Genomic DNA, 13,497 nt, shown 5'->3' with positions numbered 1-13,497 from the left:
ACCGTGTACGACGAAAGTCGAAGGCGGCGATTAGACCTGGGTCGAGCACACCTCAGCCGCTGGGCTGCTGCTTACGGCCGGTCGGTGTCGCGATAATGGCCGGGTGGACACCGACAGCCCCGCACGACTCGGGGCATGGCAGCAGACCTGGCGGCTGACGGCGGCCGCTGTACTCGGCGTAGCCTTCTGGCTCGCCCTCGCCACGGCGCTGCCGGCGGGCTGCGTGGCCGATACGTGTTCCTGGTTCGTCACCGGTGATCCGCTGATCGCACTCGGCTGCCTGACGGCGCTGCTGTGGCGGCGGCGGTTCCCGTTCACCGTCGCCCTGGCGGTCGTGATCGCTTCGGCCGCGTCGACGCTCGCCACCGGTGCCGCGTTGCTGGCACTGTGTTCGCTGTCCACGCGCCGCCGTCCGGTCGAGATCGCAGTGGTCGTCGTGGCCTATGTGAGCGCAGCGCAGTTCAGCGAAGACCTCTACCCGATCGCCACGCCGCCCGCCGCGATCTGGCTACAACTCGCGCTGCCGGTACTGAGCGCGGGGATCGCGGTGGCAACCGGTGTGGCCATCGACGCCCGTCGCGCCGAACTGCGATCGCTGCGGGACCGCGCCGACAGCGCGGAACGCGAACAATCCGCCCGGGCAGCCCAGGCACAGGCCACCGAACGCAACCGGATCGCCCGCGAAATGCACGATGTGCTCGCGCACCGGATCACGCTGGTCGCCATGCAAGCCGGCGTCCTGGATCACCGCGAGGACCTCTCGGCCGCGGACAAGCGCACGCTGATCCGCGGGATCGCCGAGGGCTCCCGCCAAGCGCTGGAAGAACTGCGCGACGTGCTCGGCGTCCTGCGCGCCGACCCCGATCGCCCCGAACCACCGCAACCCACGCTGGACCGGCTCTCGGAGCTGGTGGCCGACGCCCGGTCCTCGGGCCTGGACGTCACGCTCGACACCACGGTGACCGCTACCCCACCCGAGACCCTGGGACGGACCGGTTATCGGGTAGTTCAGGAAGGGCTGACCAACGCCGCGAAACATGCCCCGGCCGCGGCGGTCCACATCACCGTAGACGGCACGCCCGGCAGCGAACTGAACGTCAGCGTCCGTAATTCGGCGGCCGCCACCGCCGTCGCCAAGCCACCGGCCTCGGGGTTCGGGCTCCTCGGTCTCGCCGAACGAATCACCCTCGCCGGCGGAACACTCGACCACCATCGCACAGCCGACAACGGCTACGTTCTCACGGCGCAACTTCCCTGGCCGGAGCACGACCTCGAGAAACGAGCATGAGTGCACAGTGAACAGGCCCTGGTTCGCGTTGTCATCGTGGACGACGACCAGCTGGTGCGGATGGCGCTGCGACTCGTCATCGACGGCGAGCCGGATCTGACCGTCGTCGCGGAGGCCGCCGACGGGGACACCGCGATCAAAGTAGTGGACGAACAGCGGCCGGACGTCGTGCTGATGGATGTGCGGATGCCCGGCCGCGACGGCGTCGACACCACCCGGTATCTCCGCACCGTACCGTCCGCGCCGGCGGTACTCATGCTGACCACCTTCGACTCCGACGAGCTGGTACTTGCTGCCCTTCGCGCCGGAGCGCTCGGCTTCGTTCTCAAGGACACTCCCCCCGCCCGGATCGCCGACGCGGTACGCACTGTCGCGGCCGGCCACCCCGTGCTGTCCCCCACGGTCACGGCCCGGGTGATCGCCGCGGCCACCGGGCCGGGTTCCGCCGAAGCCCGCAGCGCCTCCCGCGACGCCGCGCGGAAACGACTGGCTGCCCTGTCGGAACGCGAGCTCGACACCGCGCGAGCCATCGCGGACGGGCTGGGCAACCCGGATATAGCGGCGCGGTTACAGGTCACCGTCGCCACCGTCAAGGCGCACACCGGAAATCTGTTCACCAAGCTGGGGGTCGCTAATCGAGTACAGATCGCGCTATTGGTCCGCGACGCAGAACAATGACCCAGGCACCCGGGCACTCGACATCGTTCGTGAACGCCAGTGGGTACGGGATGTTCGAGTCCACGGTGGTCGCCGCGTGATGGGCGGATGTCCTGCGCCACAGCGGATCTCACCGCCGGCCGAGCACTCAGCGGGGCCAGCGATACTCGAGGATCTTCCAGAGTCCATGCGTGCCGAGGCCGCTGAATTCTTGGACCAATCCGGCGATCGGGTCGCTGAGTTGTTGATCACCGGGCACTCAGACCACAAGGTCTGCGAGGGGTTACTTCTGCACTGAGGCTGGCAACTACTTAGCCAACGGGGGCGCATTTCTCGCGAGATGATCTCGGCCCGTCGATCTCGCGAGCGCCGCGTAGCCGCTTCGGATCGCGCGATAGGCGGTATTATCGCTCACTCGCGCTTGCTGAAGTCAGCCTGGATGGATTTGACGCACAACGCCTTACGCTGATGCGCGGATGTCGTCCCGGCGGCTAAGCCAAGACGCCCGGTATCGAGGGAGACCGGCCGACACGGAGCCCTGGACGGCGGCTATCCGCCCAGGGGTCCGAGAGCCGGTATTGTCGCCTGCTCAGCCGATGACCCTGACTGACTGGGGGCCTCCGACATGGGACACTCCACGGCCCGGATCCAAGCTCGTGACGAAGGTGTTGCAGGCCGTGCCGAGGTAGACGTTCACCGTCTTGTTCGTTTCGTTGTTAATCTGGTCCGCCCGGACCTGCATGGTGAGACAGACGTTGTCCGGCGGGTTTGTGATCCGGAATTCCTGCCCGTTGACATCGAAGTACTGGATCGTCCCCGTGGCAGCCTGCGCGTTGGTGGCCAGGCCGGTGACCAGCACTACGGCGGTGCCGACCGCCAGGCTGATTCTGGCTATGGGTGCGGTTGCATGACGAAAGCGCATGTAGAGGTCCTTTTCTCGTATACGGAGTTCAGCCTCAAGATGATCACCGGCCAGTTGTCTGGTTCGGTCCTTCATGCACTCGAATGCAGTAAGAAGAGTCGCCTTCTTCCCCATTCGTCGCATTCAGAGGTTACGCGTGCAGGCGCTTCGAGAAGGCCGAACACGGAAAGGGCCAACAGGACCGGGCACGTCTGCACCTGGGACGACTTGGAGAGGAAGCCCGATATGGACATCGTGGTCGAACCTCGCACGCTCTTCGGCATGTGCGCGCCTCGTCGACGGTCGGGAGTCGTTCGGCCCGTGGATCAGCCGCAGACCCGCGCTGATCGTTTGGACCGCGCGGGTCGCGGCAATCCAGTACCTTCGCGGGCGCGCCTGTCGAGCATCGGGACCGCAGGCTGGTTTGTTTGCTGAGAAGCTTGGTTTATTGGGGATTCCAGTAGTAGCCCGGGGTCTGGAGCGGGTTGGCGGTGTTCTGCAGGACCAGGGCTATCCCGTTGTCGCGCAAATACATCTTCGGCGCTGAACTCGGCGCGAGCGCCCATCGGGGCGGGTTGATGGACCCGCCGCCGACCCAGCCCGCGCGCGGGTCGTCACAGGACCCGACGAGCACTACACCTGGCGAGGTGGAGGTATCGCCGATGAGGCACTTGCCGGGGAAGTCGTCGAGGTGGAAGAGAACGAAGTCGGGCTCGGTATTTCGCCGGAACCAATGGCGTGTGTCGGGTCTGCAGTTGGCGGCGTCCACTGCCTCGCCGCGGCCGACGGCGACTTCGTTGTAGTAGACGCAGGCCGGGTGGGCTGGGTCGCTGAGCTGGAAGAGCCTGAACACGTGGGGAAATCCAGCTTCCAGCGCTCCGGGTGTCGCGGGTTCGGCATGTGCCGGTGCCGACGCCGATGCCAGGAGCGCGGCGAAGAGGACAGCAAGTTTGGTTCTGTTCAACGGTATTCCTTCGGTTGGGCCGCACGGCAGGCTCGGGCGGCGTAGGAGGGAATCGGTGTGGCGGATGATCGGTGCATCACCGGAATCCACAGCGCAGCATCGGAATTCGGGCCATCACCTGCGGGAGGACCGAGCTTGTGGCAGCGGATTCTGAAGAGCTTGTCCTCGTTGATCGGTACACCCATATAGCGGATGTTAAAACCCCGACCATATCGTCGGCGTATGCAAAACCGCACGCCGCCTTACCATCCCGTCGACGGCCTCCCTCAGGCCCTGAAGTACGCGACCACGGGAGCGACCGCCGACGAGACGATCACTGTCTCACTACTCGCCACGGCCGATGCCATGCTCGAAGTGGTCGCGCCGCGCCGAGGACCTGCTGCGGCATCTGGATCTGAGAGATCACCTCGACCAGTCCTGAGGTCGGCGACCACTCTCGGCGGCGCTCTGATCTAGTAGCCGGGCCATGGTGTGGGATCGGTTTTCCCGCCGAGATACGGCGCGACCACATCGAATCGGTTCGGCAGGCCCGCGTTGTATCGGTTGTCGTCGTCCTGCCAGAGCGCCGCGAGGGCGGGCGGTGGATCGACGCTGTCCAGCCAGCACTTATCGGCGTCGACGCCCGAGCGGTCGATGATCGCGTTGACGGACTGTCGCGCGGCCTCGTTCGCGGCCTCCATCGACTCGACCCCGGCGATGCTCCGCACATACGCCGAGGCGAGGAACAGGTTCGGCACCTTGGTCACAGCTTCGGGCTGCGCGGCCCAGCAACCCGGATAGTTCGCGAAATCGGGCTCGTCGTTGTGCATCTTCCCGTCCTTCCAGTAGAAGGCCGGGTTGAGTTCGAGCGCCGCGAGGTCCGCCTGCTCGAGCGGGAAGTTCCCGTACTTTTTGAACTGGTGGAATACCTCTTCGATGTACTCCTCCTTGCTGTGCAGGTTTGCCGGCTTCCCATACAGCAGCCCCGGACGATGCCAGTCGACGCAATCGGTGGTCAGATAGTCGGTGACGTTGCCGTCGCCGAATCTGTCCTTGAACTTCGGGCCACTCCACATTTGCGAGTACGCCGCCCAGAGCAGCCCCCATTCGTTTGTCCCGCCCAGCGGAGCGCCCTCGAATCGCTCCTTCGTGTAGAGCTGCATGCACCCGAGCCAATTCTCGTACTGCGTCATCGTTTTGATGCCCTCCAGCGAAGGGTCGAGGGCGAGGATCTGCGGACTCATCAGGTCGGCTGCCTTGTCGAACGGCACCGCGAGCACGTACCAATCGGCATCCACGGCGATCGACCGACCGTCGTGCGCCACCACGGTCGCGCCGGAGATCTCGCCGCCGCTGGTCTGCAGGGCGGTGAGGCGGTGATTCATATGGAATCGGGCACCGTTACGTTCGGCTGCCCATTTCATGGGGTCGAACACACAGCTGTTGATCGGACCGTCAGCCATTCCGAGCACGTCGCGGGCTCCCCTGCCCAGCCCCTTGGTGCCCAGATAGCCGGAGAACAGGTGAATGTTTCCGGTCGCGGCATTGCGCGCGTTGAGCCGGTCGGGCATGGTGACCTGGCTGTTGATCGCCCGCATCAGATCATTGACGCCTTCGGGCATTCCCGGCCCGATGTAGTCGTTCAGGGTGATGTGCTCCAACTGACCGAACTGCCGACTACGACCGGACGTTGCGAGCGCGGCGACTTTGCTCGCAATCACCGGAATGTCCTGTGGCTTCACATTTCTGGCGACGCCCAGGAACCGGCCGATCTCGTCGGCGAGGATTTGCGGCGTGGTCAGCCCGCCGGGTCCCATTCTGAAGAAGGACTCCGCCAGGCTGCCATAAACTCCAGGCGTTCCTGCCGGTAGCAGGATCAGGTTGTCGTTAGCGGTTCCCCGGGGCGTCGGCACCCTGGACAAGGTCTCCGGGAAATGCTGATACGTCCCCCACATCCCGTGCCACCCGAACTCGGCCGGAAGGTCTTCGCGCCCACCCGAACCGGTGCCGGGCACAACGTAGCTTCGCGCTTTGCCACCTACCATCGGATGACGCTCGTAGACATCGACGTCGAATCCTCGGCTGGACAGCTCGAAAGCGGCGGACAGCCCGCCGGGGCCGGCGCCGAAGACCGCGACCCGCCGACGCCCGGGGCCGGCCTGCCGCGGTGCCGCGTGCGCTGTTGGTGCCGACTTCAGTGCGCCGAGCGAGACGGCCGCGGCCCCAGCAACACTCGCCGCCTGGAGAAGCCGCCTTCGGGAAATGTGCGTCACCGGCCCACCACATCGAGCACGTTGGGTAACCCGGCGTCGTAGCGTCGGTCGTCTTCCTCCCAGAGCGCCTTCAGCATCGGCGGCGGCTCCGCTCCCGATACCGGAGTGAGCGGCTCGTTCGAACCGGCGGCGAGCAGAATGGCGTTGGCGGCTCGTCTGCCTGCCTCGTTCGCACAGTCGGTACTGTCGATTTGGCCGTAGGTCTTCGCGAAGGCCGAACCGAAGAACAGATTCGGGATGCCCGTGGTCACTTCTGGGCGGTTCACCCAGTTGTTTATGTCCTGACCGATACCCGATTCGTCGTGGACGCACGGTTCCGCACCCGGCTCGAACACCGAGGGGTTGTGAATAATGGAATGGATGTCCTCGTCAGCGAAGAGCGTGTTGTCGCGGAGTTCGTGACGCAGCTGCGCGCGCACTTCCTCGAATCTTTCGCGGGCCGTGCACCAGTTCGCTGTCTTTCCGAACAGGATGCCCGGTGTCTCCCATGCGCCGACGTCGATCGAAAGATGCTGAGCGACACTGCCGTCACCGTATCTCGAGTGGTAGTCCGTCCAGAGCGCGGTGTCGTCGACCATCAGGTTCAGCCAGGGTCCCGCGGCGGTGGCGGCGATGACGCCGAGGTTCTGCCGTCGCCGGAGGAAAATCTGCATGCCGCCCAACCAACTCGGCGCCAGCTCGGCAATCCTGCCCAGTGCGGGGTCAGCGGCCACGATAGCCGGATTCATCAATGCCGCGGCCTTGTCGGCGGTGGCGGCAATCACGAACCAATCGGCCTGCACCGGCATTTGGGTCCCGCCGGGCGTCCGGACGGTCGCGCCGACGATGCGCCCACCCGCGCAGCTGAGGCCCGTCACGGCGTGGCCGACATGGATCCCGACCCCTTGATTGCGTAGGTGCCCGGCCCACGGGTCGAACCAACCCTCGTCCATCCCGCCGTCGATGAAGTATCCGAAGTCACGGAAACCTGGGCCCATACCCCGAGTGAAGATGTCGAGATCGCAATTCTGCAGCGCCGCGTTGAAGCCGCGCACACTCATATCATCGGTGATCGCACTCGGGTTCAGCGTCGTCAATGTTCGAATCACCTGTGCGGTCGCGAATCCCGGGCGACCCAGATAGTCCAATATCCTGGTGCGGTCGAACTCGCCGAACTGACGTTTCCGCCCGCTCGCGAACATGGCGACAAGCTTGCTGGTGACCATTGGCAGCTCGGCCGGCGACAGGCCCGGCAGCAGAGCCTCCACAACACGGACGATATTGTGCGTCACGCTCGCCGCATCGAGCCTCGGTATGTCCGCCAGCAGCGGTATTCGGCCCCCGCCACCCACCGAGCTCAGTGGAATGGCCTGGTCCAGAACGGAACCCGCGGGCGTGGGGATCTCCAGCAGCGTCTCGCCGAGATTCTGGTAGGAACCCAGCAGGACATGGGGACCGAACTCGATGGAGAGATCTTTTCGACCGCCGGTACCGGTGTTCGGTTGGCCCCAGCTGCGGGCCCGCCCGCCCAGGACCTCGTGGCGTTCATACACATCGACCGAGAAGCCGCGTTTAACCAGTTCATGTGCGACCGTCAGCCCACCGGTGCCACCACCGAACACCGCTACGCGGCGGTTGGTATCACCTTGTCCGGCAGGGGCCGCCCGCGCGGGGGCGACGGCTTTGCCGCTGACGCTCAATGCCGCCAGTCCCGCCGCTGCGGCCGTGCCCTGGATGAATCGGCGGCGCGCTATGCCGGAGCCGGAGGCCGGTGGATTCCACATTGTCATCACCACTGTCTTTCGGATTAGCCACGCTGGTTCGAGTGCTGTTCGCGCAGTTGATGTTTGAGGATCTTCCCGGCTCCGGAGATGGGTAGTGCGTCAGTGAATTCGACCGTTCGCGGCGCTTTGTACCCGGCGATGAGGGTCTTAGTGTGCGCGCGGATGGCCTCGGCGGTGGTTTCGATGTCGGATTTGGTGACGACGACCGCGTGCACCCGCTCACCCCACTGCGGATCGGGAACGCCGATGACGGCGCAGGCGGCGACCGCAGGGTGCTGCGCAATAGCGTTTTCGACCTCCGCGGAATACACGTTCTCGCCGCCGGTGATGATCATGTCCTTGAGCCGGTCGACGATGAAGACATAACCGTCGTCGTTCATATAACCGCCGTCGCCGGTATGCATCCAGCCGCCACGCAGGGCGGTCGCGGTTTCCTCGGGCTTGTTCCAGTAGCCGAGCATGACCTGGGGTCCGCGGGCGACGACCTCTCCGACGGCGCCGCGCGGGCACTCCGCATCATCCGGATCGACCACCCGCACTTCAGCATGGGGAGCCGCGCGACCGGCACAACGAAGCAGTGCGGGGTCGTAATGCTCGGCGGGGCTCAGCATGGTGGCGACCGGAGAGAGTTCGGTCATCCCGTAGAGCTGGGTGAACGAAGCGTCGGGCATCGCTTGCATCGCCTGCTCGAGGGTCGCCTGCGGGATGCTGGATGCGCCGTAGAGGACTCCTCGCAAACTCTTCAAGTCATAGGTGTCCAGTCCAGGATGTCCGAGCAGAAGTTGAATCATCGTGGGGACGAGCAAGGTATGGGTCACGTGGTGTTCGGCAATGGCTGCCAGCACCGCCTCAGTACTGAACGACGGAACGAAAACGTGTGTGCCGCCGAGAATTTCGGTGGCGCTCCAGCCAATCAGGTCGGCTATGTGAAACATCGGCGCGGCATGCAGGTACCGCGCCCCGCTCCCGAAGAGGTGGCCGCTGGCGACGGCGCCGAAGGTGGAGGCCAACAGATTGGCGTGCGAGAGCATTACGCCCTTGGGTGTGCCCGTGGTTCCGCCGGTATAGAACAGTCCGGCAAGCGAATCTCCGCCACGGCGGGCATCTTCGATCGGAGCGCTCTCGGCGATCAGCCCCTCGTAATCCACCGTCCCGACCGGCGCCTGGCCGTCGCCGACATGGATCACGGCCCGCAGGCCGGGACACTCTTTTCTCAACATGGGCACCATCGCGATGAACATGTCGTCGACCAGCAACACTGACGTTCCCGAATCCTTTAGGGCATAACCGATTTCGGCAAAACTCCACCGGATGTTGATCGGGTTGAGGACCGCGTCCGCCCACGGCACCGCCAACAGGTACTCGTGATAGCGGTCGGAGTTCAGCGCCAGCATCGCCACCCGGTCACCCGCCTCGACCTCGAGAGACTGCAATGCGGCCGCCAGCCGCGCCACCCGGTCGGCTACCTCACGAGCGGTGCGGCGACGCTCACCGCAGATGGTGGCCGGCGCGTCCGGAAACTGTTGCAGGGCACGGTGCAGCCCTTGAGTCAGATACATCGAGATGCTCAATCCTTGTGTCGTGCAAGCAGTCCGGTCCTGGACGGCGGTTGGTCCCGGCTACCGCCGGTTCAGGGTGCGATGGGCGCGATGACGTCGAATACGTTGGGCAGGCCCGCGGCGTAGCGGCGGTCGTCCTCGTCCCACAGCGGCCGGTAGATCGGTTCGATGAGTTCGTACACCGAGCGCACCGGTGCCGGCGGCGCGGAAACTCCGGACGCGCCGAGAATGGCGTTGGCCGCGCGTTTGCCTACGGAGTTGGCCGCGTCCATGTCGTCTACCCAGGTATCGGTGCGCACGTACGGCGAGGCGAGGAGCAGGTTGGAGATATTGGTGGTGACGTCTTCGGGCTGGTCCGCCCAGCATCCCGGGGTGGTTCCCCATTCCGGCTCGTCGTTGACGAGTCGGCCGCCCTGGCGGGTGATTGCCGGATTGAACGTCCAGGTGTGGATGTCTTCGTCGAGCAGAATGGTGTCGTCACCCAAGGCCTGGCGGAACTGGGCACGGATCTCCTCGAAACACTCTTCGATGGTGCATTCGATAGCGGGTTTGCCGTACAGGATGCCCGGAGCGTCCCAGATCGCCATGTCCACCGTCAGGTATTCGACGACTGTGCCGTCGCCGTACTGGTTGGGGAAGTCGCGGTTCCATATTTGGTTTGTGTAATTTCCGGCGACAAGACACCACGGTCCCGCGATGTCGATCATCCCCTGAATCAATTTCGGGTGCTTTTTCTTCAGATAGATCTGCGGTCCACCGAGCCAGGAACCTTCCAGGTTCGCGATCCGCCCGAGCGCGGGATCGGCGGCGACGATGGCCGGGTTCAGCACCTCCGGGACCTTGTCGAACGGCATGGCGAGCACGTACCAGTCGGCCGCGACGGCCGTGGCATTGCCGCTCGCGTTCAGCACCGTCGCACCTGTGATCTGCCCGCCGCTCATCGACAATCCGGTCATGCGATGCGACGTGTGGATCCGTGCGCCCAGCGTTTCGAGATGTTGCGCCCATGGGGCCCACAGGGTCTCGTTGAACGGCCCATTCACGAAGGTCGCTCGATTCTTCATCCCGGGCCCGTAGGGAACCTGGATCAGATTCGCGAACCACCGGTGCAGCATGCCCAGAGTGGCCGCACGCGCATTCATCCGTCCGAGCGGTTCGGTGTTGGCCGAGGTCAGCTGGTGCAGGGCACCGCGCGTATTCGGCGAAAACCTGTCGGCACACATGAATTGGCCCAAGGACATGTATTCGAGCTGGCCCCACTTCCTCTTGGGGCCAGAAGCCAGTAGCGCGGCGATCTTACTGGTGACCAGGGCCGCATCCGCGGCAGTGATGCCGGCGAGATCGTTGACGATCCCCGTCACAGTAGGAAGCAAATTGGCCGCGTTCATCTGCGTTTGTGCATTGGCGAGGTCGACAAAACGAAGCAACTCGCCTTCCTGCAACAGGTTGTCGAGAATTGTGCGCCCACCCCCGATCGGGATCCGGCCCATACTTTCGCCGAGATTCTGATACGCACCCCAGAATCCATGCGGCCCGACTTCGGCAGGCAGGTCGGCACGCCCCCCGGTACCGGTACCCGGGATACCCCAGCGGCGGACTCTGCCGCCCAACACCTGGTGACGTTCGTACAGGTCGACCTCGAAACCGCGCTCGGCAAGTTCCAGTGCCGCCGACATTCCAGCCGGGCCGCCGCCGAACACCGCTACCCGCCGGCCGGTCGAACCCGGTTGTGCGGGTGGCGTTGCTGCCGCGCTGCCGGTCGCGGACAACCACACCACGCCCGCCCCGGCGGCGAGCGCACCAGCGCCCTGAAAGAATCTGCGGCGCTGCATCTGGCCCGGTAAGGGGTCAGTAAACCGTTTCGACACTGTCGAGCCTTTCGTTCATCGTCGTCGGTGACGAGGTCGTGCCAAGTGCGGACGACCGACCGGCTCATGGCGATCGGCGTGCACGTCTATGCGGGTTCAGGAGCCCCGGATCGGCGAGTAGTGAATGATCTGCGCGCCGCCGGTGGCGTAATTGGGGACATCGGCCACCACCGCCTGGCCCTGCTCGGAGGCCAACGCCGCCGCCATGTCGGCGACCGAGTCGAACTCGCCCTCCCACATCGCGAAGAACGGACTCTCGCCTGCTACCGCGGACACGTCGAGGCTGTGCCGCATTGCGCGCAGCCCCGGCAATTTCGCGGCCAACGGCAGATGCGTCGACACGTAGTAGTCACGGAAGTGGGCGTGGTCCACTGGTGGCGGGTACAGCACAGTCAATCGGTACATGCGTCAATGTCCTTCAGTCAGTTGGCATTACGGAGAAGGGGCGAAAGGCGAAGCGCTGTGGCCCGTTCCGGTCGGCGAGTGAACTATGTCACCGATATCGGCGATCGTGGTGTTCCATTTCTGGACACGGCGGAATTCATTGACGGAACAATCTTCGACAGAGAATGGCTTGCCGACTATCGAGCGTGGGCCGTGCCATTTCTGGACAGTGGGGCGATGATGCCGTAGCGGGCGATCGCCCGGTAGAGCGTTGTCCGGCTGATCCCGAGCCGGTGCGCGGCTTCGAGTTTGTTTCCGCCGGAGGTACGTAGCGCGTCGATGATCGCGTCGTGCTCGGCCTGCTCGATAGGTGTCAGCAGCCGCGACCGGGCCTGCCCGCGATAAGCCTCGGGCAGGTCGTGCACCGTCACGTCGCCGACCGTGCGGGTCTGCACTATCTGCCGGACCACGGCGTGCAGCTCACGCAGATTTCCCGGCCATGGCTGTCCCGCAAGCGCTTCCAGGGCGCTGGGAGTGAATCGCAGTTCGCGTGGTGCGCCGAGCTCGGCGAGCATCGACAGGATCAGCGACGGGATCTCCTCGCGCCGTTTGCACAGCGGGACCAACCCGATTCTTTCGACGCACTGGGCTACCAAACGTGCGTGTTCGCCTTCTAGTTCGGTGAGCGGCGCGCTGGTGAGCACGACCCGAGCCCGCGCGCATGCGAGCGCACGGGTCACCCGACGTGCTACCGGCTGCGGTAACAGCTCGATGGCCTCGATCGCGACAACCGCGGCAGTCATCAACGCACGTGTAAGTTGATCGAGCCAGGGTTGCTCACCGAGGCCGATGGCGTCGCTGGCGTCGAACCATTCGATCTCAGCGGCCCCGGCCGATTCGCGAACAGCGCTGGTGTGCCCGCTACCCGGCTCCCCGCTCACCACCGTGATCGCCTGCGGAGCGGGTTTGGCCGCCACCATGGTGTTCGCCGCTTCTCGCTCGAACACCAGCACGGCACCCTCCGAGAGTCGTTCGATCGAGATCCGTACCCGCTGGCCCGAGGTGAGACGCAGCCGATGGGTGGCCGGAGCGTCGACCGCGATACTGCGCAGCACCGCGTGGTCGGCAGCATCGAGTAATTCGACGGCCGCGGCGTTGGCGAGGAAGACATCGCCGCTCAGCGCGACAACCGGTGCTGTCCTATCGCGCAGCAAAGTCGCCTGGAACGCGGCGAATATTCGTTGTTCGGCGGCCTTTGCCCCGGCCAGCAGACGGTGTTCGATCTGGCGTGCGGTACGCACCAAGAATGGTGCCAGCAAAGGGCTTTCGTCGACTGTGAGGCAGGTGATATCGAGGACGCCTTCGAGCCGGCGGGTCACCGGATGGAAAACAGGATGGCCATAACAACTGAATTGCTTGAGCGCGTCGATGAAATGCTCTTCACCGTGCACCGCCACACCGTGACCCACTTCCAGGGTCGTCGCGATCGAATTGGTGCCCGTGGTCTCCTCGGCGAACACCCGCCCACGCACCACGCCGATGCGTTCCAGCCGTGAGCTCAGCGCGCGGTCACCGAAACGCAGATCGACCAGGCGAGCGTCCCGGTCCGCCAGCACGACGACGAATCCGGTGTCCTGCAGCAGGCTCGCGGCCTCGTCGAGCACCGGTGTCGCCGCGCGCATCAATGAGCTCTGCCCGTCGGATTCGCCGATGTCGTAGTCCTCGACCGACACCGCGGGATCAAGTCCACTGAGGGCAGCGCGCTGCCAGGATTGCGCGATCACCGGCCGCGATGGCGTGGGGGCGGTGCCCATCGGCGAACCTCCTTGTTCGTCCCGTATCGGTTCACGGGCTGGTAGCC

At 65.0% G+C, this 13,497-nt stretch carries 11 protein-coding genes; 2 read left to right on the top strand and 9 right to left on the bottom strand.

Going from position 1 to position 13,497, the window contains the following annotated elements; all coding sequences use genetic code 11:
* Window positions 1–103 precede the first annotated feature (103 nt).
* The gene (locus tag DBO33_RS17430; RefSeq protein ID WP_107655980.1) at window positions 104–1,288 is read left to right on the top strand and encodes a sensor histidine kinase; all 1,185 of its coding nucleotides are present in this window, start codon (window positions 104–106) and stop codon (window positions 1,286–1,288) included.
* On the top strand, window positions 1,289–1,966 hold the full coding sequence (locus DBO33_RS17425) for a response regulator (RefSeq protein WP_107655979.1): 678 nt from the start codon (window positions 1,289–1,291) through the stop codon (window positions 1,964–1,966).
* Between the two features lie 568 nt (window positions 1,967–2,534).
* Here DBO33_RS17425 and DBO33_RS17420 read toward each other — a convergent pair.
* The 9 genes from DBO33_RS17420 to DBO33_RS17385 all read right to left on the bottom strand — a co-directional run bounded on the left by DBO33_RS17420 (window position 2,535) and on the right by DBO33_RS17385 (window position 13,450).
* Window positions 2,535–2,942 carry a hypothetical protein gene (locus DBO33_RS17420; RefSeq protein WP_159080331.1) on the bottom strand — a complete coding sequence of 136 codons (408 nt, stop codon included), beginning with the start codon at window positions 2,940–2,942 and terminating at the stop codon, window positions 2,535–2,537.
* Window positions 2,943–3,291: 349 nt separating this feature from the next.
* Complete coding sequence (locus DBO33_RS17415) at window positions 3,292–3,810, bottom strand: hypothetical protein (RefSeq protein ID WP_159080330.1); 519 nt, start codon at window positions 3,808–3,810, stop codon at window positions 3,292–3,294.
* Window positions 3,807–3,995, bottom strand: coding sequence for a hypothetical protein (locus DBO33_RS42835; RefSeq protein ID WP_159080329.1), 189 nt, complete (start codon window positions 3,993–3,995; stop codon window positions 3,807–3,809). The genes DBO33_RS17415 and DBO33_RS42835 overlap by 4 nt, the downstream gene beginning before the upstream one ends.
* A gap of 267 nt (window positions 3,996–4,262) precedes the next feature.
* On the bottom strand, window positions 4,263–6,062 hold the full coding sequence (locus DBO33_RS17410; RefSeq protein WP_159080328.1) for an FAD-dependent oxidoreductase: 1,800 nt from the start codon (window positions 6,060–6,062) through the stop codon (window positions 4,263–4,265).
* Window positions 6,059–7,825, bottom strand: coding sequence for an FAD-dependent oxidoreductase (locus DBO33_RS17405; protein WP_159080327.1), 1,767 nt, complete (start codon window positions 7,823–7,825; stop codon window positions 6,059–6,061). Before DBO33_RS17405 ends, DBO33_RS17410 begins: the two co-directional genes overlap by 4 nt.
* A 23-nt stretch (window positions 7,826–7,848) precedes the next feature.
* Window positions 7,849–9,384 (bottom strand): acyl-CoA synthetase, encoded by a 1,536-nt coding sequence (locus DBO33_RS17400; protein WP_107655975.1) that lies wholly within the window; start codon window positions 9,382–9,384, stop codon window positions 7,849–7,851.
* 71 nt (window positions 9,385–9,455) lie between these two features.
* Window positions 9,456–11,060: an FAD-dependent oxidoreductase gene (locus DBO33_RS17395; protein ID WP_234391369.1), complete on the bottom strand. Its 1,605-nt coding sequence runs from the start codon at window positions 11,058–11,060 to the stop codon at window positions 9,456–9,458.
* 288 nt (window positions 11,061–11,348) lie between these two features.
* On the bottom strand, window positions 11,349–11,657 hold the full coding sequence (locus DBO33_RS17390; RefSeq protein ID WP_107655973.1) for an EthD family reductase: 309 nt from the start codon (window positions 11,655–11,657) through the stop codon (window positions 11,349–11,351).
* 176 nt (window positions 11,658–11,833) lie between these two features.
* Window positions 11,834–13,450, bottom strand: a complete 1,617-nt coding sequence (locus tag DBO33_RS17385) for a sigma-54-dependent Fis family transcriptional regulator (RefSeq protein ID WP_107655972.1) — start codon at window positions 13,448–13,450, stop codon at window positions 11,834–11,836.
* Window positions 13,451–13,497: the final 47 nt, after the last annotated feature.

This window comes from Nocardia suismassiliense, assembly GCF_900269665.1.
GTDB classification, from domain to species: domain Bacteria; phylum Actinomycetota; class Actinomycetes; order Mycobacteriales; family Mycobacteriaceae; genus Nocardia; species Nocardia suismassiliense.
Note: the sequence above shows the minus strand (reverse complement) of the source record. Positions and strands in the feature narration are given on the sequence as shown.

Coding starts and splice junctions, on each gene's coding strand:
- DBO33_RS17420 (WP_159080331.1), bottom strand. CDS start 2,942: ATGAAGGACCGAACCAGACAACTGGCCGGTGATCATCTTGAGGCTGAA.
- DBO33_RS17405 (WP_159080327.1), bottom strand. CDS start 7,825: ATGTGGAATCCACCGGCCTCCGGCTCCGGCATAGCGCGCCGCCGATTC.
- DBO33_RS17385 (WP_107655972.1), bottom strand. CDS start 13,450: ATGGGCACCGCCCCCACGCCATCGCGGCCGGTGATCGCGCAATCCTGG.
- DBO33_RS17395 (WP_234391369.1), bottom strand. CDS start 11,060: ATGTCGGCGGCACTGGAACTTGCCGAGCGCGGTTTCGAGGTCGACCTG.
- DBO33_RS17390 (WP_107655973.1), bottom strand. CDS start 11,657: ATGTACCGATTGACTGTGCTGTACCCGCCACCAGTGGACCACGCCCAC.
- DBO33_RS42835 (WP_159080329.1), bottom strand. CDS start 3,995: ATGGGTGTACCGATCAACGAGGACAAGCTCTTCAGAATCCGCTGCCAC.
- DBO33_RS17400 (WP_107655975.1), bottom strand. CDS start 9,384: ATGTATCTGACTCAAGGGCTGCACCGTGCCCTGCAACAGTTTCCGGAC.